Source organism: Allopontixanthobacter sp., assembly GCF_034376665.1.
Taxonomy (GTDB): Bacteria; Pseudomonadota; Alphaproteobacteria; order Sphingomonadales; family Sphingomonadaceae; genus Allopontixanthobacter.
In genome coordinates this window covers 1-19,625 of sequence record NZ_JAXMJI010000012.1, presented here as the reverse complement: position 1 = coordinate 19,625, position 19,625 = coordinate 1, and the positions used below count along the sequence as shown (strand labels likewise).

General features: G+C 60.5%; 23 protein-coding genes and 1 tRNA gene. 10 read left to right on the top strand and 14 right to left on the bottom strand.

From position 1 onward, the window contains the following. Window positions 1-1,178: DNA gyrase C-terminal beta-propeller domain-containing protein (locus tag U0988_RS01140; RefSeq protein ID WP_322290818.1), on the top strand; the 1,178-nt coding region annotated here is incomplete at its 5' end. Window positions 1,179-1,205: 27 nt separating this feature from the next. Here the strand turns inward: U0988_RS01140 and U0988_RS01135 are convergent. After that, complete coding sequence (locus U0988_RS01135) at window positions 1,206-1,880, bottom strand: lysoplasmalogenase (RefSeq protein WP_322290817.1); 675 nt, start codon at window positions 1,878-1,880, stop codon at window positions 1,206-1,208. Between the two features lie 194 nt (window positions 1,881-2,074). Here U0988_RS01135 and trmFO point away from each other — a divergent pair, with 194 nt between their 5' ends. Then, complete coding sequence (trmFO, locus tag U0988_RS01130) at window positions 2,075-3,451, top strand: methylenetetrahydrofolate--tRNA-(uracil(54)-C(5))-methyltransferase (FADH(2)-oxidizing) TrmFO (RefSeq protein WP_322290816.1); 1,377 nt, start codon at window positions 2,075-2,077, stop codon at window positions 3,449-3,451. Here trmFO and U0988_RS01125 read toward each other — a convergent pair. Both U0988_RS01125 and U0988_RS01120 read right to left on the bottom strand, forming a co-directional pair. Beyond that, complete coding sequence (locus U0988_RS01125; protein WP_322290815.1) at window positions 3,448-3,906, bottom strand: EF-hand domain-containing protein; 459 nt, start codon at window positions 3,904-3,906, stop codon at window positions 3,448-3,450. The two genes, trmFO and U0988_RS01125, sit on opposite strands and share 4 nt — an antisense overlap. Window positions 3,907-3,940: 34 nt before the next feature. Further along, on the bottom strand, window positions 3,941-4,603 hold the full coding sequence (locus U0988_RS01120; RefSeq protein WP_322290814.1) for a squalene/phytoene synthase family protein: 663 nt from the start codon (window positions 4,601-4,603) through the stop codon (window positions 3,941-3,943). Between the two features lie 216 nt (window positions 4,604-4,819). Between U0988_RS01120 and U0988_RS01115 the strand changes: the two genes are divergently transcribed. Genes U0988_RS01115 through U0988_RS01105 form a run of 3 tightly spaced genes read left to right on the top strand, consistent with a single transcriptional unit; the run spans window position 4,820 to window position 6,971 of the window. Further along, entirely contained in the window at window positions 4,820-6,046 is a 1,227-nt protein-coding gene (locus tag U0988_RS01115) for a pilus assembly protein TadG-related protein (protein WP_322290813.1), read from the top strand. Next, a complete protein-coding gene (locus U0988_RS01110; protein WP_322290812.1) occupies window positions 6,043-6,504 on the top strand; it encodes a TadE family protein in 462 nt (153 codons plus the stop codon). Before U0988_RS01115 ends, U0988_RS01110 begins: the two co-directional genes overlap by 4 nt. Further along, entirely contained in the window at window positions 6,501-6,971 is a 471-nt protein-coding gene (locus tag U0988_RS01105) for a TadE family protein (protein WP_322290811.1), read from the top strand. Before U0988_RS01110 ends, U0988_RS01105 begins: the two co-directional genes overlap by 4 nt. 79 nt (window positions 6,972-7,050) lie before the next feature. Here the strand turns inward: U0988_RS01105 and U0988_RS01100 are convergent, their stop codons facing one another. The 3 genes from U0988_RS01100 to U0988_RS01090 form a co-directional block, all read right to left on the bottom strand. After that, window positions 7,051-8,442, bottom strand: coding sequence for a pyruvate dehydrogenase complex E1 component subunit beta (locus U0988_RS01100; RefSeq protein ID WP_322290810.1), 1,392 nt, complete (start codon window positions 8,440-8,442; stop codon window positions 7,051-7,053). Then, a complete protein-coding gene (pdhA, locus tag U0988_RS01095) occupies window positions 8,442-9,590 on the bottom strand; it encodes a pyruvate dehydrogenase (acetyl-transferring) E1 component subunit alpha (protein ID WP_322290809.1) in 1,149 nt (382 codons plus the stop codon). Before pdhA ends, U0988_RS01100 begins: the two co-directional genes overlap by 1 nt. Window positions 9,591-9,769: 179 nt before the next feature. Further along, complete coding sequence (locus U0988_RS01090) at window positions 9,770-10,087, bottom strand: septum formation initiator family protein (RefSeq protein WP_322290808.1); 318 nt, start codon at window positions 10,085-10,087, stop codon at window positions 9,770-9,772. A gap of 141 nt (window positions 10,088-10,228) precedes the next feature. Here U0988_RS01090 and hppD point away from each other — a divergent pair, with 141 nt between their 5' ends. Next, window positions 10,229-11,335: a 4-hydroxyphenylpyruvate dioxygenase gene (hppD, locus tag U0988_RS01085; RefSeq protein ID WP_322290807.1), complete on the top strand. Its 1,107-nt coding sequence runs from the start codon at window positions 10,229-10,231 to the stop codon at window positions 11,333-11,335. Further along, window positions 11,332-11,895, top strand: a complete 564-nt coding sequence (locus tag U0988_RS01080; RefSeq protein ID WP_322290806.1) for a VOC family protein — start codon at window positions 11,332-11,334, stop codon at window positions 11,893-11,895. The genes hppD and U0988_RS01080 overlap by 4 nt, the downstream gene beginning before the upstream one ends. Before the next feature lie 22 nt (window positions 11,896-11,917). Here the strand turns inward: U0988_RS01080 and U0988_RS01075 are convergent, their stop codons facing one another. Further along, complete coding sequence (locus tag U0988_RS01075) at window positions 11,918-12,517, bottom strand: 3,4-dihydroxy-2-butanone-4-phosphate synthase (protein ID WP_322290805.1); 600 nt, start codon at window positions 12,515-12,517, stop codon at window positions 11,918-11,920. Further along, window positions 12,514-13,068, bottom strand: coding sequence for an NADPH-dependent FMN reductase (locus U0988_RS01070; protein WP_322290804.1), 555 nt, complete (start codon window positions 13,066-13,068; stop codon window positions 12,514-12,516). The genes U0988_RS01075 and U0988_RS01070 overlap by 4 nt, the downstream gene beginning before the upstream one ends. Between U0988_RS01070 and U0988_RS01065 the strand changes: the two genes are divergently transcribed. Together U0988_RS01065 and U0988_RS01060 are read left to right on the top strand one after the other, a co-directional pair. Next, complete coding sequence (locus U0988_RS01065; protein WP_322290803.1) at window positions 13,058-13,405, top strand: hypothetical protein; 348 nt, start codon at window positions 13,058-13,060, stop codon at window positions 13,403-13,405. The genes U0988_RS01070 and U0988_RS01065 overlap by 11 nt on opposite strands. A 130-nt stretch (window positions 13,406-13,535) precedes the next feature. After that, window positions 13,536-14,441, top strand: coding sequence for an aldo/keto reductase (locus U0988_RS01060; RefSeq protein WP_322290802.1), 906 nt, complete (start codon window positions 13,536-13,538; stop codon window positions 14,439-14,441). A 122-nt stretch (window positions 14,442-14,563) separates the two neighbouring features. Here the strand turns inward: U0988_RS01060 and U0988_RS01055 are convergent, their stop codons facing one another. From U0988_RS01055 to grxC, 5 genes are all read right to left on the bottom strand, one after another. Next, complete coding sequence (locus U0988_RS01055) at window positions 14,564-15,274, bottom strand: hypothetical protein (RefSeq protein WP_322290801.1); 711 nt, start codon at window positions 15,272-15,274, stop codon at window positions 14,564-14,566. Window positions 15,275-15,441: 167 nt separating this feature from the next. After that, window positions 15,442-15,518, bottom strand: a tRNA-Arg gene (locus tag U0988_RS01050). A gap of 40 nt (window positions 15,519-15,558) precedes the next feature. Next, complete coding sequence (locus U0988_RS01045; RefSeq protein WP_322290800.1) at window positions 15,559-16,029, bottom strand: DUF1178 family protein; 471 nt, start codon at window positions 16,027-16,029, stop codon at window positions 15,559-15,561. Continuing rightward, window positions 16,029-16,862 carry a carbon-nitrogen hydrolase family protein gene (locus tag U0988_RS01040; protein WP_322290799.1) on the bottom strand — a complete coding sequence of 278 codons (834 nt, stop codon included), beginning with the start codon at window positions 16,860-16,862 and terminating at the stop codon, window positions 16,029-16,031. The genes U0988_RS01045 and U0988_RS01040 overlap by 1 nt, the downstream gene beginning before the upstream one ends. Window positions 16,863-16,876: 14 nt before the next feature. Beyond that, entirely contained in the window at window positions 16,877-17,137 is a 261-nt protein-coding gene (gene grxC, locus U0988_RS01035) for a glutaredoxin 3 (protein ID WP_322290798.1), read from the bottom strand. A gap of 175 nt (window positions 17,138-17,312) precedes the next feature. On the opposite strand from grxC, the gene U0988_RS01030 reads away from it, so the two are divergent. Then, on the top strand, window positions 17,313-17,813 hold the full coding sequence (locus U0988_RS01030; RefSeq protein ID WP_322290797.1) for an Hsp20 family protein: 501 nt from the start codon (window positions 17,313-17,315) through the stop codon (window positions 17,811-17,813). A 387-nt stretch (window positions 17,814-18,200) separates the two neighbouring features. Here U0988_RS01030 and U0988_RS01025 read toward each other — a convergent pair. Next, window positions 18,201-19,625 (bottom strand): CTP synthase (locus tag U0988_RS01025; protein WP_322290796.1); only part of this gene is annotated, 1,425 nt, incomplete at its 5' end.

The window sequence follows — 19,625 nt, the reverse complement described above, 5'->3', positions numbered from 1 at the left end:
TGGTGACCGTCACCCTTGACGGCTATATCAAGCGCACCCCTCTATCGGCCTTCCGCGCCCAGCATCGCGGCGGAAAGGGCCGCGCAGGAATGGCCACCAAGGACGAGGATGCGGTGAGCGAAATGTTCGTCACCAGCACCCACAATCCGGTGCTGTTCTTCTCCACCGCAGGCAAGGTTTACCGGCTGAAAGTGTGGAAACTGCCCGAAGGCGGCCCGACCACCCGAGGCCGGCCGATCGTCAATCTGCTGCCAGCCCTGGCAGAAGGCGAATCGATCCGGACTGTCCTGCCCCTCCCCGAAGATGAAACCACCTGGGGCGCGCTTACCGTGGTGTTCGCCACCGCGCAGGGCAATGTCCGCCGCAACAGCATGGACAGCTTCGCCAATATCCCCAGCAACGGCAAATTCGCCATGCGGTTCGACGATGCGAGTACCGACAGGCTGATCGGCGTGGCCCTGCTTGAAGCGGGTGACGATGTGCTTCTGGCCACCAAGATGGGCAAGGCAATCCGGTTCAGCGGAGAAGACGTCCGCGAATTCGTCAGCAGGACATCCACCGGGGTCCGGGGCATGAAATTCAAGGAAAGTGGCGACGAGGTCGTTTCGCTCTCAATCCTCCACGCCGGTTCCGCCACACCCGACGAACGCGATGCCTATCTTCGCGTGGCGCCGTGGAAGGCGGACGAGAACGCGCCGGAACTGTCGCCCGAACACGCCGAAATGGCGGAGGCGGAACAATTCATCCTGACGGTCTGCGCCAATGGGTACGGCAAGATGTCCTCCGCCTATGAATACCGCAAATCGGGCCGCGGGGGCATGGGCATTACCAATATCGACAACATCGCCCGCAACGGGCCGGTGGTCGCCAGCTTCACCGCCACCAAGGCGGACCAGCTGATGCTGGTGACCGACCAGGCCAAGCTGATCCGGATCGGCCTCGACACACTTCGCGTGATCGGCCGTGCCAGCGCGGGCGTGAAGTTGTTCGATGTGGCGAAGGGCGAGACGATCGTCGGGGCAGTCCGGCTCGACGAGGTCGAAGCGCCGGAAAACGAAGCCGAAGAAGCGATCGTCGAGGAAATGATCGGGCGCGAAACTCAGCCCACTGCGCCGGAAAGCACGATCGACCGCGATCAGGATCTAGGTGACGAGACGGGCGACGAGCCCCCGGAATGATTTCCGGGGGCTGCCAGCCATTTGTGGTCAGGGTTCGCCCAATTCGCCTGCGGAGTTGCTGCGCAAGGTCTGGATCACGCCGGTCGCGATCAAAAATTGCCCGATATAATATGTCGGCCAGATCAAGTGTCCGGGGACTGGGCTGGTCGCCCAAATCCCCATCCTCGCGAATATCAGCAAGTCTGAAATGACGAACAGCACCGCGCCCATCCCGACCCGGTAACGCGGGAAGCTGCTCGTCCACGCCAACCCTGCCATTCCGCCCAGCACCAGCGCATAGATCGCGATCTGCAGGGCATCGTCGTTCGCGGCGACGAGCAGCCATGCGATCAGCGGTGTGAAAATCAGCAACGCGGCGGCGAACAGCCGCTGGCTGGAGCTCATATCAGAACGGCGATGCCGAAGGTACAGCGCCATCGCGGCGCAGTGGCTGGCAAAGAAAGCCGCGCCGCCAACCGCGTAATCAATCTCCATTGCAACGTCACCAATCGCCGCGAGGGCCATCACCAGCGCGAGAAGCTTTGCATCGTTGCCCGCGTGCCGCCTCAAAGCATAGACAGAGAGCAGGCCGACCCCCGCCCCCTTGACCAGCATCGATGCCGTGCCCGGCAGGGGGCCATTCGCCGTGAGGTAATAGGCAATCGCCGCCGCGATGCTGAGCAGCAGAAAAGGTCGGTGTTCGGCAAGCGCGCGTCTCGGCATGAAACCTCCTGAGCCTGATGGGAGCACGGACCGCGCCGCGCCACGTTCCGGGTGGCCCCTGGCCCGGTCGTGAAGCGCGCAATACAACGAATGTTTCGCCCCGTCTCTAGCCGGCAGTGCGTAGGACGGCGAAATTCCGAACAAACCGCGCATTGGCGTTTGCCCCTTCACCAGCCAATGCCTAACTGAAGCGCATGAAGCACGATATTCACATCATCGGCGGCGGGCTGGCCGGAAGCGAAGCGGCATGGCAGCTGGCGCAGCGCGGTTTCAAGGTGCGCCTGTCCGAAATGCGCGGCGGCGGCGGCACCACACCGGCGCATAGCACCGACACGCTGGCCGAAATGGTCTGCTCCAATTCCTTCCGCTCCGACGATGACGAGAAGAACGCCGTCGGGTTGCTGCACCACGAAATGCGACGGCTGGACTCGCTGATCATGCGCGCTGCGGTAACCGCCCGGGTACCCGCCGGAACGGCGCTGGCGGTGGACCGTGACATCTTCTCTGCCGCCGTGCAGCGCACGCTGGACGAACATCCGGGTGTGACCGTAATCCGCGAACGGGTGGACGCGCTGCCCGACAGCGGCCTGACGATTGTCGCTACCGGTCCGCTCACCGCCGCCTCGCTCGCGGACAGCATCGGCGCCGCGACCGGGCAGGACGCCCTCGCCTTCTTCGATGCGATTGCGCCCATCGTCCACCGGGACAGCATCGATATGGACATCTGCTGGTTCCAATCGCGGTGGGACAAGCCGAGCGCAGGGGGAGACGCCGACAGCGCGGGCAAGGATTACATCAATTGCGCGATGAACCAGGAGCAATATCTCGCGTTCCACCAGGGTCTGATCGATGGGGAGAAAACCAGCTTCAAGGAATGGGAGGAAAACACCCCCTATTTCGAAGGCTGTATGCCGATCGAGGTCATGGCTGCGCGCGGGGTCGATACGCTGCGCTACGGGCCGATGAAGCCGGTCGGTCTGGACGATCCGAAAACGGCGTGTCCGGAATTTCCGCAAGGCCGCTGGCCCTATGCGGTGGTGCAATTGCGGCAGGACAACAAGCTTGGCACGCTATGGAACATGGTTGGATTCCAGACCAAGCTCAAACATGCCGCGCAGGTGGAACTGTTCCGCACCATTCCCGGATTGCAGAACGCCGAATTCGCGCGGCTGGGCGGACTTCACCGTAACACGTTCCTCAACGCGCCGATGGTGCTCGACCGGGAACTGCGTTTGAAACAGGCCCCGCATATCCGCTTCGCCGGCCAGATCACCGGCTGTGAAGGCTATGTCGAAAGCGCGGCGGTGGGTCTGATGACCGGGCTTATGGCGGCGGCGGAAATCAGCGGCAGGCCGTGGCAGGCTCCGCCTCGAACCACAGCAATGGGCGCATTGTTGGCGCATATCACGGGGGATGCCGAGGCAGACACCTATCAGCCTATGAACATCAATTTCGGCCTGTTCCCGCCGCTGCACGATGTGAACCGAAAATCCCGCAAGGAAGCCTACACCTCACGCGGCAAGAGCGATTTCGCTGCCTGGTTGATGGCGAGCGAGCTGGTATCCGCCTAGCAGCGGCAGACTGGCTTTGCGGCCGGTTTCGGCCTGGTGGTTGCAAATTCTTCCGGCGTTAGTTTTCCGTTCCGGTTGCGGTCGGCCTGATCGAAACGGGTCGCAGTCGCCACTGCCCATTCCTCGAACGACAGCAGATTGTTGCCGTCCTGATCCAGTTTGCGGAATGCGTCGGTCCGGCTGGACAGCATTTCGTTACGGGTAATAATCCGGTCCCGGTTCTGGTCGTAGCGGAAGAAGCGGCGCTGTTCGCGTGTGAGTTCGGTGGCTTCGGGCGGCGCGGGGCCGGTCAGATCATCGGCATCCGACACCGGAATTTCCGGCCCTGATGGCTCCGCCGGCAGAGCAAGCGGCGGCGGCGCGCCTTGTTCGACTTCAGCCCTGCCTTGCCACCAGAACATCCCGACGCCCACCAGCATCAACGCGCATAACGCGCCGAGCAAAATCCGGTTCATCTGCGAAACTCCCCTGCGATTTCTGCAGCATAGACTACCTGCCGAACAAACCAAGCCGCATTGTAGACAACAAGTTGCGGCGGCCTTGCATCAGGGGCGCGCCGCCGGCCGCCAAGGACGTCCGCGCCAGACCGTCCAGCACCAGCAACGGCCGCATCGCGCGCGGCAGGCGGACGGGATCGCTCCCCAACGCCAGCCCTATTGCGACCACTCCGGCCCTTTCGTCGCTGGCGGATGTCTTGGCCGCCAGATCGGCCAGTGCCCAGCGCCGCGCGGCCAGGGATACAGCCCCTTGGCCATCGTCCACGCCCGCCAGCCGGGCAATGGCCGCAAACGCTGCCGCGCGCCCCTCGGCGAAGTTTTCTGCTGCACTGTCAGGCAATGGCGGATCGGTCAGCAGTTCCTCCCACCCATCGACAAGCGCCCGCAAGGCGGGTTCCTCGCCGGCCCAGGCGTCACCGATGGCAACCAGAAGCGGTTCGCCGTTCGGCCGTTGCTCTGCGGGCTTCGCAAGCTGATCGCGCCACCATGCCAGCCGCATTTGCGCCAGCAACGGCTCGCTCGCCTGGCTGATAATCTGGGCGAGCTTTTGATCGAGGGCCATCAGGCACAAGTATACCGAGCGGAGATGTGCGGGCGAATAGGCCAGCGCCAGCCGATACAGGGGCGGTAATCCGTCAGGTCGAAGGTCATCCATCAAATGTCCCTCGCCACGACCGGCGTGGCAAGTCAACTCGCCTGCTGCCGCGTTGGCGTAAGAAATTTTTAACCAGGAAGTTTATCAGACCCGTTACCAATCCCAACGTAATGCCCGGTCTAATCAATTGGAATCCTGAACGGGAAGGTACTTCTGATGGGGGCAATCCGTCGCTTCGTTGGCAAGATCCGCTCAAATCTGAGCGGCAATGCCACAATGCTCGTTGCAATCGGGATGCCTGCGCTCATCGGCGGAGCGGGCTTTGGCGTAGACACCGCGCAATGGTATATGTGGAAACGGGAACTCCAGCATTCTGTCGATCAGGCGGCCTATGCCGGCGCATTGGCTCTGGCGCATGAGGATTCTAAGGACTATTTTGAAACCCGTGCGAAGCAGGAATATGAAGCTAATCTCGACAAGGTGAAGGGTTTCGCCTCGGAGGTCCCGTCCATATCCATCGCCAATTACGCCGCGGGTACAAACAACAGCGTGATTGTTCGCGCCACAGCGACCAAGTCGCTGCCTTTCAGCAGTTTCCTAACTGGCAGCGCGGTCACCATTCGGGCAACGGCGCAAGCCTCGTTCGCACCGGGGGGTACGTATCAGGCCTGCCTTGTCGCTCTGGCGGAAAATGGCACCTCCCTGGATATTGGCGGGAATGCGACGGTTTCTGCGAAATGCGGTCTGGCAGCATTGTCCTGTTCCGATGATGCGGTGGTGATCGATTCTTCTGCGATTGTCGACACCGACTCAATCGTGACCTGCGGCAAGGCCACAGTGCCCGAGGAAAACGAAGGCGTCGTCACCGAAGGGGCCACCGGTCTCAAGGACATCTACGCGGACCTTGATCCGCCAACTGATGACCGTCAGCGCACGTATAATTGTGCCGGACAAGGCGGCAACAGGCAGGCTTCTCTGCAAGCCGGCACCTATTCGAGCCTCATAGTGTCGTGCACAACCGTGTTGAACCAGGGAATTTACGTCATCGATGGCGGCCTCCTTGACCTGTCAGCCAACTACAACGTAACCGGACTTGGCGTCGTCTTCGTTCTCAAAAACGGTGCCAGGTTGAAGTTGGGAGGGAATGGCAACAACAATCGGATTTCCCTCTCCCCGCCAGGGGCCTCTTTCTACGAAGGTACGATCTATGCGGAAGATGCAAATCGGCTGGCCGATATCCTCATCTTCGAAGACCGCAATAGTTCACCGCCCGAGCCGGGCCATCAGCTGAATGGGAATTCCAATTCGCTGATCGAGGGGCTGATGTATTTCCCCAACGGAACGCTGACGGTGAACGGGACTGCCAATGTAACCGCGCAATGCCTGCAAATCTCGGCCTACAAGATCAAGGTTCTCGGCAACGCCAAGCTGGAAACGCTGTGCCCGCCGGACAGCACGACCTCAGTCGGCAGTTCGGTAGCCAGCGTCAGGTTGGTGGCATGATCATGGCACATCGCATCCACGATCTGCTGCGCGACCTGCGCGGTTCCATGGCAATCGAAACCGCGATCGTGGCGCCGGTGCTTATCTTGATGGCCCTCGGGACATTCGAAGCCGGCACCATCGTGTCGCGCCAGCATCAACTCCAATCCGGCGCTTCCGAGGGAGAAACCATTGCCATGGCTGCCGCACAAGGTGCCGCGACCAACGCTGACCAGATTAGAGACATCATCGCAGATTCGCTCGATCTTCCGCCAGACAAAGTAACGGTGACGCGGATGTATCGGTGCAACGCCAGCACAAATCGCGTGTCCGCCAAGGAAAATTGCCCGACGGGTGCGGTCGTCACTTCCTATGTTAATATCGTGATCAGAGACACCTATACGCCGGTCTGGACGCAATTTGGCGTGGGCGGGCCAGTCAATTTGCAGGTCAATCGCATGGTGGTGCTGTTATCATGACAAACAGGAAAAACTTCCGGCACCTGATCGGTGATCGTAGTGGAGCAATTGCAATCGAATTTGCCCTGCTCGGACCGCTGCTGATAACGATGATGTTCGGCGTGTTTCAGACCGGCATATATCTGCAGAATTACAATGCGGTTCGGTCTCTCACTTCGGATGCCGGCAGGTTGGTGATGATCGAGTTCCAGAAGGGCAACGACATGGCCAACCAGGACATCCAGTCGGTCGTCCGCGGCGTCGGAGTCAATGCGCCTTATCTGCTGAATCCCGACCTGCTGGAAGTCACCACCACGACCGAACCTGTATCAAGGGTAACGGGCGCCAAGGAAATCACCGTTCGGATTGCCTACACACCGAACGACGTCCTGCCGTTTATCGATCTTCCCGATACGACAATTTCCTATTCACGCCCCATTTTTGTCGTCGATGCCGATGGCGACACCGGTGATTTGATCGAACCCTAGAATCGGTCCAGTTCGGGCGCATGAGTGGATCCGCTGCTCTGGTAGCAGCGATCCTAGCTGAGCCTGACGCCAAACACCCTCAGCGGTAGGTAACCTTCTTCGCTGCTTCGACAATCGCGCCGCTGTTGAGCAGCGCGATCTTCTCCAGATTGGCGGCATAGGGCAGCGGCACATCGACATTGCACACCCGCAGGACGGGCGCATCGAGGTGGTCGAACCCGTCTTCCATGCAGATCGAGATGATTTCGGACGCGATGGAGCAAGTCGGCCAGCCTTCTTCCGCCACGATGACGCGGTTGGTCTTGGCCAAGCTGTCCAGCACCGCCTGCTTGTCCAGCGGGCGCAAAGTGCGAAGATCGAGCACTTCGGCATCGATGCCCTCTTCCGCCAGTTTCTCCGCCGCTTCGAGCGCCATTCCGACTCCAATGGAATAGGATACGATGGTCACATCGGAGCCTTCGCGCATGATCCGCGCCTTGCCGATCGGCAGCACGTGATCGTCCAGTTCGGGGAGTTCGAAACTGCGACCGTAAACCAGTTCGTTTTCGAGGAAAACTACCGGGTCATCGCAGCGGATGGCTGCTTTCATCAGGCCCTTGGCGTCGGCAGAATCATAGGGTGCGATCACGATCAGGCCCGGTACGCTGGCATACCACGGGCCGTAATTCTGGCTGTGCTGCGCACCGACGCGGCTGGCCGCGCCATTCGGGCCGCGGAACACCACCGGGCATCGCATCTGACCGCCAGACATATAATTGGTCTTCGCCGCGGAATTGATGATGTGGTCGATCGCCTGCATTGCGAAATTGAAGGTCATGAATTCGACTATTGGGCGCAGGCCGCCCATCGCCGCTCCGGTGCCGATCCCGGCAAAACCATATTCGGTAATCGGCGTGTCGATGACGCGCTTGGGGCCGAACTCCGCGAGCAGGCCCTGCGTTACCTTGTAGGCACCCTGATATTCGGCGACTTCTTCACCCATCACGAACACGCGCTCGTCACGGCGCATTTCTTCGGCCATCGCGTCACGCAGCGCCTCGCGCACGGAGATGTTCGCCATGTTGGTGCCGTGCGGGATTTCGGGATCGCGCTTGGCCTTGGTTGCGACAGGTTTGGTGATCTCGGCTTCGCTCGCTTCGCGGCCGACGTCCTTGCCCTCCCCGAGGTCTTCATCTTTTTCCGATGATGCGGGTGTCGGAGCCGGTGCCGGTGCCTCGCTCCCATCGTCGTCATCGCTGGAGAGCATGGCGATCACCGTGCCCACAGCAACATTTTCGGTCCCTTCCTCGATCAGGATCTTGCCGACAGTGCCTTCATCGATGGCTTCGAATTCCATCGTCGCCTTGTCGGTTTCAATCTCGGCCAGGATATCGCCGGGGCCGACATGATCGCCTTCCTTGACCAGCCATTTGGCCAAGGTACCTTCCTCCATCGTGGGGGAAAGCGCGGGCATCTTCAGTTCAACGGCCATCAGTAGGACTCCACCAGCACGTCGGTATAGAGTTCGGCGGGATCCGGTTCGGGCGAATTCTCGGCGAAATCGGCGGCCTGCGCCACACGCGCGCGAATAGCCTTGTCGATTGCCTTGATTTCATCTTCGGTCTTGCCGCGTTCGGCCAGTTCTTTCTTGATCCGTTCGATCGGATCGTTGTGTTCGCGCTGGTCCTGCACTTCTTCCCTGGTGCGGTATTTGGCCGGATCGGACATGGAATGCCCTCGATAGCGATAGGTGTTGAGTTCCATCAGCACCGGCCCCTTGCCTTCGCGCACATGGGCAAAGGCGATTTCGGCGGCGGCGCGCACTTCCAGCACATCCATTCCGTTCACATCCATGCCGGGAATGCGAAACGCCGTGCCCCGGCGGTAGAATTCGGTTTCCGCGCTGCTGCGCTTGACGGCGGTGCCCATCGCGTAGCCGTTGTTCTCGATCACGAACACAATCGGAAGCTTCCACAGTGCGGCCATGTTGAATGTCTCGTAAACCTGGCCCTGGTTCGCCGCGCCGTCGCCGAAATAGGCGAGACACAGCCCGCCATCTTCGCGGTACTTATGCGCCAGCGCCAATCCGCCGCCGAGCGAAACCTGCGCGCCGACGATGCCGTGACCGCCATAGAATTTATGCTCGGTCGAGAACATGTGCATCGACCCGCCCTTGCCCTTGGAAATACCTGCCTGGCGCCCGGTCAGTTCGGCCATGATCACGTTCGGATCGATCCCGTAGGCCAGCATATGGCCATGATCGCGGTATCCGGTGATTACGCTGTCGAGACCTTCCGTGAGAGCAGACTGGAGACCGACGGCAACCGCTTCCTGGCCGATGTAAAGGTGGCAGAAGCCCCCGATGAGGCCAAGACCGTAGAGCTGACCCGCTTTTTCCTCGAACCGCCGGATCAGCAGCATTTGTTCGTAGAATTGCAGCAATTGTTCGTCGCTTGCATCGAACCGCTTGTTTTCCTCATGCACCATCTGGAGGCTGCGCAGCGCGAAATCCTCATCACTCTCGACCGACTTGCCGCGCGCCTTCGGTTTGGCCGCCGGCTTTGCTGCGGACTTCGCTGCGGGCTTCGGGGCAGGTTTCGACGCGGTTGGGGAGGCGGCTTTCTGGGCGGGTTTGGCCAATGCTGGGATCCTCAAAATGACGTTTTCTTGCGCTACCGGGCGGCGAGCCTGCTACGCTGGATTATGCTGCAAGCTATGACGCAACCCCGCGGTTGGCGCAACGTCTATGCATACGAAATCCCATTAGCGTCGCAAGGTTGGCCATTCATTTGCAGGCGCTGTCCAGCAAAGCGGAAGGCTCATTCTTCGTCGAGGATCAGGACCACCTCGTCCTCGTGGACGACGTTGAAATCCCGGCGCAGACGCTCGCCGACCCTGTCGGGATCGGCGTTCTCCGGATTTAACAGGGCGACCTGATTTGCCAGCGCTGCGCGCTCCTGCTTCAGCTTGGAAATGTGCGCCTGACGTTGCTCCAGCAGCTGGAGGTTTTCGCTCCACGCCAGCAGACCGCTGGGACCCGCAATCGCCAAGCCGCCGATCAGCAGCAGAAGCGCCAGCGCAAGGCCCTGGGTCCATTTCTCCCTGGGCAAACTGATCTTGTGCGACTGGCGTGTCATTAACCATCTAGAATCATAGTTGAACGGTCTATTCAAGTGCTATTTGTGTCCGGGGCGGCGGAACAGGACCGAGCGGAGCTTTGACACGAGGGTCCTTGATGGTGTATATAGTTACTGATGTAACTAGTTTAGGACGTTTCCATGGCTGACCTGTTTGAAAATCCCATTGGCCTCGATGGCTTCGAATTCGTCGAATTCAGCGCGCCGGAAAAGGGTACGCTCGAACCGGTATTCGAAGCGATGGGCTTCTCCATGGTCGCGCGCCACCGTTCCAAGGACGTCCAATTGTGGCGGCAGGGCGGGATCAATCTGATCGCCAATTACGAACCGAAAAGCCCCGCCGCCTATTTCGCTGCCGAGCATGGCCCCTCTGCCTGCGGGATGGGATTCCGTGTCCGCGACGCGAAACAGGCCTATGAAACAGCGCTGGAACGCGGCGCTGAACCGGCCGAAACACAGACCGGACCGATGGAACTGCGCATTCCTGCAATTCGCGGCATCGGCCATTCCCTGATTTACCTGGTCGACCGCTATGCCGACGAACATCACGAAGGCCTGTCGATATACGACATTGATTTCATCTATGAAGACGGGACCGAAAAATGGCCGGTCGGCGCAGGCATGAAAGTGATCGATCACCTGACCCACAATGTCTATGGCGGCCGGATGGCGCATTGGGCGGCGTTCTATGAACGCATCTTCAATTTCCGCGAAATCCGCTATTTCGACATCAAGGGGGAATATACCGGCCTGACATCGAAAGCAATGACTGCGCCGGATGGCAAGATTCGTATTCCGTTGAATGAAGAAGGCGCGGGCGGCGGCGGACAGATCGAGGAATATCTGCGCCAATATAACGGCGAAGGCATCCAGCATATCGCTCTGTCGAGCGATAACCTCTACGCGTCGTGGGACAAGCTGAAAGCCTTCGGCACTCCCTTCGCCAGCGCCCCGCCCGCAACCTATTACGAAATGCTCGAGGACCGCCTGCCGGGCCACGGCGAACCGGTGGAGGAATTGCGCAAACGCGGCATACTGCTCGACGGATCGACCGAAAACAACGATCCCCGCCTGCTGCTGCAGATTTTCGGCCAGACCACCATCGGCCCGGTGTTTTTTGAATTCATCCAGCGCAAGAAGGACGAAGGGTTTGGCGAAGGCAATTTTACCGCGCTGTTCAAGTCGATCGAGGCGGACCAGCTGAAACGGGGTACCCTCAAGGGGGCCGAGAAGGAGCCCGCAGAATGACATCCGATCACAGCAAAACGGGCCATCCGATCAAACTCGGCGGCGTCCACCATGCCGCCTATCGCTGCCGGGATGCGAAGGAAACGGTCGAATGGTACGACCGCGTGCTGGGGATGGAATACACCTCTGCCTTCTCAGAAGACAAGGTGCCCTCCACCGGTGAACACGACCCCTATATGCATGTCTTCCTGGACGCCGGGAACGGCAATGTCCTGGCATTTTTCGAGCTTCCCACGCAGCCGGAAATGGGCCGCGACGGAAACACGCCGGTTTGGGTCCAGCACCTCGCGTTCAAGGTCGGTTCGGAGGAAGAATTGCTCGCCGCGAAGAAGCATATCGAAAGCGAAGGCATCGACGTGCTCGGACCGACGCACCACGGCATCTTCAAATCGATCTATTTCTTCGATCCCAACGGCCACCGCATCGAACTGGCGGCCGACATCGGAACTCCCGAACAATATGCCGAATTGAAGCGAGTGGCGATGCCGATGCTGGAGGAATGGAGCCTGACAAAAAAGGCCCCGCGCCATGCAGATTGGCTGCATTCCGCCAACGAATAGTCCTGCCAGTCATCGGCTCCGGTCAGCCACCAACCAGCGCCGTGATGTCGACAATCGGGGTGGCATGGGCCCCGGCGAATTCCGCCATATCTTCCACCCGTGCCATTGTCCCGTCCGCGCGCAGGATGGCGCACAGCACCACTCCGTCTCCCAGGCCGAAATTCCGGCACAGTGCGATGCCCGCTTCCAGCGTGGAAAGGCGTGCCTCGACCCCGCCGGGATGCGCAATCAGAGGGAAGACATGACCGGGGCTGACCAGATCGCCCGCGCGGGCGTCGCTGGCCATCGCGACCGCGATCGTATGCGCGCGGTCATGGGCCGAGATACCCGTATCGACCCCGTGCTTCGCCTCGATCGAAACGCCGAAGGGTCGGCCGCTGTCGGCAGTGGTTCCGCGGTTCTGCAGCGTAATCCCCAGTTCCGCAGCGCGTTCCTGCGTCAGCCCGAGGCAGATCAGGCCGCGTCCGTGGCGCGCCATGAAGTTGATCGCCTCTGCCGTCACCCGGCTCGCGGCCATGGCGAAGTCGAGATCGCCTTCGCGCAAGGCATCGCCGGACAGGATCACTATGCCGCCCGCGGATAGATGCTCGCCGATTGCGTGCAGCCCGGCAGCAGTCTTCACGTCAGCCTCCCCATGGCTCCGGCAACCTGCTGCCCGACGAGCTCCAGCTGGATCCGTGCTCCGGCGTCGAGAATGGCGCCGCTTTCATCGAAGGTCTCCGGAGTGGTGCGGATCGCCGCGCCGACCGGCGTGGGCCAGCCGCGCAAGGCGTGGGCGATCGTGCGCAGGGTCAGCAGCGTGCTCATTGCCGCCTGATGGCCGAAGGCCGTTGCGATGAGACCCACCGGCCGTCCGTGGAGATAGGGCCGCGTGTCGGTGGACAGGTCCTCGATATAATCGAGCGCATTCTTGACCAGACCGGAGATACTGCCGTGATAGCCGGGGGATGCGATCAGCACCCCGTCCGCCGCGCGCAGGGCAGCAACCATTTCCTCGCCCGCTTCCTTGCTGTGGCCGGGACCGCCGTAGAACGGCAGGGAGCTCATATAGGCACCGTCGAAGTGGGTGATGGTGGCCCCCGCCGCTTCGGCCGCCCGGCAGGCAATCGCGAGAATCTTCTCGGTCGATGAACCGGGACGCGGGGTTCCGCCCAAGGCAACGATGCTGGTCATGGACGGATCACTTTCTTCTCCAGATGCGCGAGCGGTTGCACGTCAGCCCCGTCTGCCGCCGCCGGGTTCCCGTGGCAACCCGGCTGGGGCGCTTTCCTTGCGGGAAGCGCCCCTTCAACCCGCGTTCGATCAGCGAATTTTCGCGCTGCGCAGCCACGAAGGCAATCGACCGGACGCCCCTTACTTCCGCCACCTGATCGGCGAAGCTGCGGAAACCGGGCTGCCCTTGCAACGGCCGCTGCTTCTGCATTACCCCGACCAGGTGGAGTTTGCCGAATGCCAGGATCAATATTCGCTCGGAACCGACCTGGTGATAGCATCCTGTCATCCCCCGTGACCGAACTGCTACTGACCGGGCAAACCCTTGTTCACCGCCGCCTGCAGCACGAGTTGATCGAGCGCGATTCGGTTGCCCCCCTCCTTCCCGGCACGATTGCCGCAGACACCAGAACGGATCGACCAGTAGCATGACCCAACTGCCATCCCCGCCGCGCCGGCGCCCCTTGGGCACGAGCGGGATCGAAGTTTCCGGCCTCGCCTGGGGAATGTGGCGGTTTACCGGCTCGCCCGATGAAGGCCTGCGCTTGATCGAGGCGGCGCTCGACAGCGGGATCGATTTTTTTGACACCGCGGATATCTATGGCTTCGACGGCTCTGGCGGTTTCGGCAACGCAGAGAGCTTGTTGGGCTGCATATTTACCGAAAACCCTTCGCTCCGCCGCAGGATGGTGCTGGCGTCGAAAGGCGGAATCCTGCCGCCGCGTCCCTATGACAGCAGCGCCGCCTACCTCACCGCCGCGATCGATGCCTCGCTTGCCCGGCTTGGTACCGACAGGATGGATCTGTGGCAGATCCACCGCCCCGATATCCTCACCCATCCGCACGAGATTGCCGAGACATTGCACCGCGCGGTCAGGGCCGGAAAAATTCGCGCGCTGGGCGTGTCGAATTTCACCCGCCCGCAGATCGAAGCCTTGCAGGCATTTCTCGAACTGCCGTTGGCGAGCACGCAGCCGGAGATTTCCGCGCTATGCCTCAACCCGCTCGAGAACGGCGAACTCGACATGGCCATGCAGCACAGAATGGCGGTTCTGGCATGGTCGCCGCTGGGCGGCGGCCGGATTGCCGATCCGCAAAGCGCCCGCGAGCAAACGGTTGCGGCGGCGCTCGATCGAGTGGCCCAGCCGCAGGGTGCCAGCCGCACCGCTGCCGCATACAGCTGGCTGATGGCACACCCCGCCGGGATCATCCCGATTGTGGGCACCCAGAACCCGAGGCGGATTGCCGAAGCGGCAACCGCTTATGACATCACATGGGCGAGGAACGACTGGTACGACGTGCTGGTCGCCTCACGCGGAGAGGATTTGCCATGACCAGCGCTGAACCTGTTCGCGCGGCACGTGCTGCCCCATCTCAACCACGGACCACTGATGCTGGATTGATCCGCAAGTGAACCGCTTGGACTTAGTGCCTCGTAAGTCCCGAAGGTCAGCGCCTAAGCAGTAAAGCGATCTCGCCAGCGGGCGGGAACTTTCGAAATCAAACTGTCTGGAAATCTTGCAGCGCGTTCGCCCTGCGGCTGCCCGACCAGACGAAATCGTGCAGCCTCCCAGGCAAACAACAGGAAAAAGAAGCCCGACCAACTCTTGAGGAGGTCCTCAACGCTCAACCGGAGCACCATATCCTTCGGCCAGACAAAATCGACGGCGAGCATTGCACCGCTCAAACCACCGGCGACCAAAAGCAATATCACCATTCTGCCGTTGAAATAGGAACTTCTAAAAAGCCATAAATACAGAAGCGCATTCAAGATTACGGCGAGGATAAGGACAATGGACGAATAAATGTTCAGCATCGCCCCTAACCGCTCGTGAAGCATGAAGCGATCATCAAGTCCCAAGTACACGAAGATAAGCCCCTGAAGGAAAAAGAATAACGCTGCTCTTGAGTAAGGCTTCCGATCCGCAAGAGCGGCAAAGATAGCGAATGCCCCAGCGCATTCGAACAAGAATGCCGAAAGGCTCGTGTTTACACCATAACCTATGTGGCCGGTGGCCGGTGCAAACCGTCCGGGCTTGGATGGCATACCGATATCCGTGAAGTAAATCCGAGCGACATCCTGGGACGTCGACGCTTCGATGCCTAAAAGTACCGCAGAGTAGATGCACATCCCCGCAAAAGGAATTAGCCAAAGCCGCCCCATCATTGCGATGTGCCATCAGAAAATGGTGACGGGATCGAATTGAAAAATGTAAAATCGGCTAGATCGATCATGGCCGCATTGCCCCCTCAACGCGAAAGAGGTCATTCATATATCACGGGTTTCAAAGCGCCACCACCAACAAGTGATCCGGATCTATTTTCACGAGATCCTGGTGCGCCCGACAGGATTTGAACCTGTGGCCCCCAGATTAGGAATCTGGTGCTCTATCCGGCTGAGCTACGGGCGCACTCGCAGCGTCGTTTAGAGCGGTCGCCGCGCGCTTGCAATCAGTTCAGATCTTCCGGCGGGGCGATCGGGAATGGCAACGGCGCGACAGCAATCCCCTCGTCTGCCAGTTCCTTCGCTTCCTTCAGCGTCGCCTGACCGTGGATCGTCGCGCTGTCGGCCTCGCCATAATGCATCGCACGCGATTTCTCGGCGAATTTGTCCCCGACCCAGGTGCTGTCCTTGAGCGCCTTCGCCTGCGCCTTTGCGAGCGCCTTCATCGCCTTTACCACTTCGGGTTCCATTTCGGCATTTGATACTGGCCGCACCGAGTTGGCGCTGGGAGCCACTTCGCTGCGCCGGTTGCCTTTTGCCGGGACAGACGGCGCCATCGGGGCCTTTGCCACATCCGGGGATCCGCATTCGGGGCAAGTCAGCAGACCGCTTTCCCCCTGCGAAACGAAGTCGGCGGACGAAGCGAACCAGCCTTCGAATCGGTGTCCGGCAGCGCAGCAAAGGTCGAATACGATCATTACGTAAGCGATTTGGGCATTTCGCGCCGATTGGCAAGGCTGGGAAGCTGCTTGCGAACCTCTGCGATGCGCGAAAGGTCGATCTCGGCGAAGCCCAGCCCCGCCTCTACGCCCATATCCAGCAACACTTCGCCCCACGGATCGACAACCAGGCTGTGGCCATAGGTCCTGCGCCCGTCTTCATGTTCGCCGACCTGTGCTGCGGCGATCACGAAGGCGCTGGCCTCGATGGCGCGGGCACGCTGCAGCACGTGCCAATGCGCGCGGCCGGTGGGAACGGTGAACGCTGCCGGAATGGCAAGGACATCGCAAGAAGCTCGGCCCAACGCATCGAACAGTGCGGGAAAGCGCAGATCATAGCAGACCGTCAGGCCGAGCCTGCCGACCGGAGTTTGTGCGGTCACCACTTCATCGCCGGCAGTGTAGGCGCCGGATTCGCGCCAGCTTTCGCCGCTTTCCAGATCGACGTCGAACATATGCATCTTGTCGTAGCGCGCGGCGATCCGTCCCTTGTCATCGATCAGGAGCGAACGGTTGACCCAGGTTTTTGGGGCCCCCTCGCCCTGCACCGCAACAGCCAGCGACCCGAGTGCGACCCACACTTCGTGTTCACGGGCGGCATTGCGGACGACTGCCAGAACCGGGTCTTCGGCCTCGGCAACGATCTTCGGCCCGGCGCGGGTCCGGTCGCGGTCGAGCAGTCCGGACATTTCGGGAGTGAACAGGATGTCCGCTCCGCCCGATTTAGCTTCCGCTACCGCCGCGACAAGTGCCGCAGCGTTGTTCGCCGGATCGATCCCGGAGGTCATTTGCAGGATCGCGGCACGGGGCATCTGGCAGACTGGTCCTATGCCAGCATCTGGTCGAGCTTGCCGCTGCGTTCCAGCGCGGCCAGTTCGTCCGAACCGCCTACGTGGGTATCGCCGATGAAGATTTGCGGCACGGTTCGCGCTAAGGGAGCGCGGGACTGCATCTCGGCCTTCTTCGGGCCGCCCAGAGTTATGTCGTGTTCGTTGAACGCAACGCCCTTGCGCTTGAGTAACTGCTTGGCGCGATAGCAATATCCGCAACCGAATTTGGTATAGATATCGATTGTTGGGGTACTCATTCTGTTTCCTTCTGGAGGCGTGTGCATTTTTGATGCCTGGAAATCTTGCAAGGCGCAGGTGATTTCCTATTTTAGTGTCACTCCCGCGCGCCGCAATGGGCACGGGTGTTTCGCTGACATGGTGCCGCAATGCGGGTCATGTCCAGTCAAATTGCTCAAAGGAGAATTTGTACCGATGTCACGTCTTGATTTTACCCCTTACCGCCGTTCCACCGTAGGTTTCGACCGCCTGTTCGACCTGCTCGAAAGCCAGGCCCGCAACAGCGGCGGCGGTGACAATTACCCGCCCTTCAACCTCCAGAAGCAGGGCGAAGACAATTACCGCATCACGCTCGCCGTAGCCGGCTTCAAACCCGCCGATATCGACATCACCGCGCAGCAGAACCTGCTGATCGTGCAGGGAAAGAAGCGCGACGAAAGCGAAGTCGATGGCGAAATGCTGCATCTCGGCATCGCCAACAGAGGGTTCGAACGCCGGTTCGAACTGGCCGATTTCGGAAGAGTGGAGAACGCCCGGCTGGAAGACGGCCTACTGAATATCGACCTCGTGCGCGAAGTGCCGGAGGCGATGAAGCCGAAGAAAATTGCGGTCAACGGTCACACGAACCTCGAAATCGTCAAGTCCGATGACGAAGTTCAAGGCAAAATCGCCCAAGGCGAAGCCAACGCGGCCTGATTATCGCGATTGATTGAACAGCAGCGGCTCGCTCCTGTTGGAGCGGGCCGCTTTTATTTTGTGGAATTGAATGGGGGCGAATCACAAGGAATCGCCCCCGCAGCACCGAAATGCCGCCAAGCCAGGGTCTCATCGTCCGGGTCGCAGAAGACGATGAAGCCCGGGACAAGCTGATAATTATCCCCCCTCAAGCAATTCGACCGCGCCCCCAGGGGAATTGCTTGATGAAACTATAATGCATCAGGATAACGAAAAAAGAAACAACATAAATCCAGATGGTTAACCTGAGACAGATTCGCGCGTTCGCGGCGGCAGTTAGCCGAAGTCGAACAGCGTGGAGGAATTGCGCAGAATACGCTTCGCCCCGCCGCTGCTTACAGAAAAAGTTCAGACCAGTCGGGACTGGTTTAACGCTGCGGCAATAAACCCGCTGAACAGCGGATGCGGGTCGAACGGGCGTGACTTCAATTCCGGATGGAATTGTACGCCGACAAACCAGGGATGATCGGGCCGCTCGACGATTTCCGGCAGCAACCCGTCCGGGGACATTCCGGAAAACACCAGCCCGTCGGATTCGAGGGCCTCACGATACGCAACATTTACTTCGTAGCGATGGCGATGGCGCTCTGAAATCTCGGTTGCGCCGCCATAGATGGCGCTGATGTGGCTATTGCCCGCCAGTTTGGCGGGGTAGGCGCCAAGACGCATCGTCCCGCCAAGATCGCCGCCCGCTTCGCGTTGCTGCAGACCTTCCTTGCTCATCCATTCGGTGATGATCCCGACCACCGGTTCATCGGTGACACCGAACTCCGTGGAGGAAGCGGCGCTGTGGCCAACCGCCCGCGCGCCTTCGATACAGGCCATCTGCATACCCAGGCAAATGCCGAAAAACGGTACCCGGCGTTCGCGGGCGAAGCGGACGCTGGCAATCTTGCCTTCCGAGCCACGTTCGCCAAAACCGCCCGGGACCAGAATTGCATGGAGCGGTTCCAGCTGGGCGGTGATGTCGCCATCCTCCTGCTCGAAAATCTCGGCATCGATCCAGCGGATGTTGACTTTCACCCGGTTCGCAAGGCCGCCGTGGATCAGCGCTTCGTTGAGGGATTTATAGGCGTCCTGCAGGCCGACGTACTTGCCGACCACGCCAATCGTTACCTCGCCTTCGGGATGGAAATACCGGTCCGTCACGTCGAGCCAGCGGGCAAGATCGGGCTCCGGCGCATCGGTGATCCCGAAGCCGCGCAGGACCTGGGTATCCAGACCTTCCTCGTGATATTGCAGCGGCACCGAATAGATCGACGGCGCGTCGAGCGCGGGAATGACCGCTTCCGGCCGCACGTTGCAGAACTGGGCAATCTTGTTGCGCTCGGTCTGCGGAATGAAATGTTCGCTGCGGCACAGCAGGATGTCCGGCTGAATTCCGAGTCCGGCCAGCTCGCGCACCGAATGCTGGGTCGGCTTGGTCTTCAACTCACCCGCCGCCGCGATATAGGGCACCAGCGTGACATGGACGCTGAGCGTCTGCAACGGTTCAAGTTCGTTCCTGAGCTGGCGGATCGCTTCCATGAAGGGCAGCGATTCGATATCGCCCACGGTGCCGCCGATTTCGCACAATACGAAATCGAGATCCTCGGTTTCCGCCAGCGCGAACTGCTTGATGGCGTCGGTCACGTGCGGGATTACCTGCACGGTCGCACCGAGGTAATCGCCGCGACGTTCACGGGCGATGATCTTCTGGTAGATCCAGCCGCTGGTGACATTGTCCGATTGCCGGGCCGAGACACCGGTGAAGCGTTCGTAATGCCCCAGATC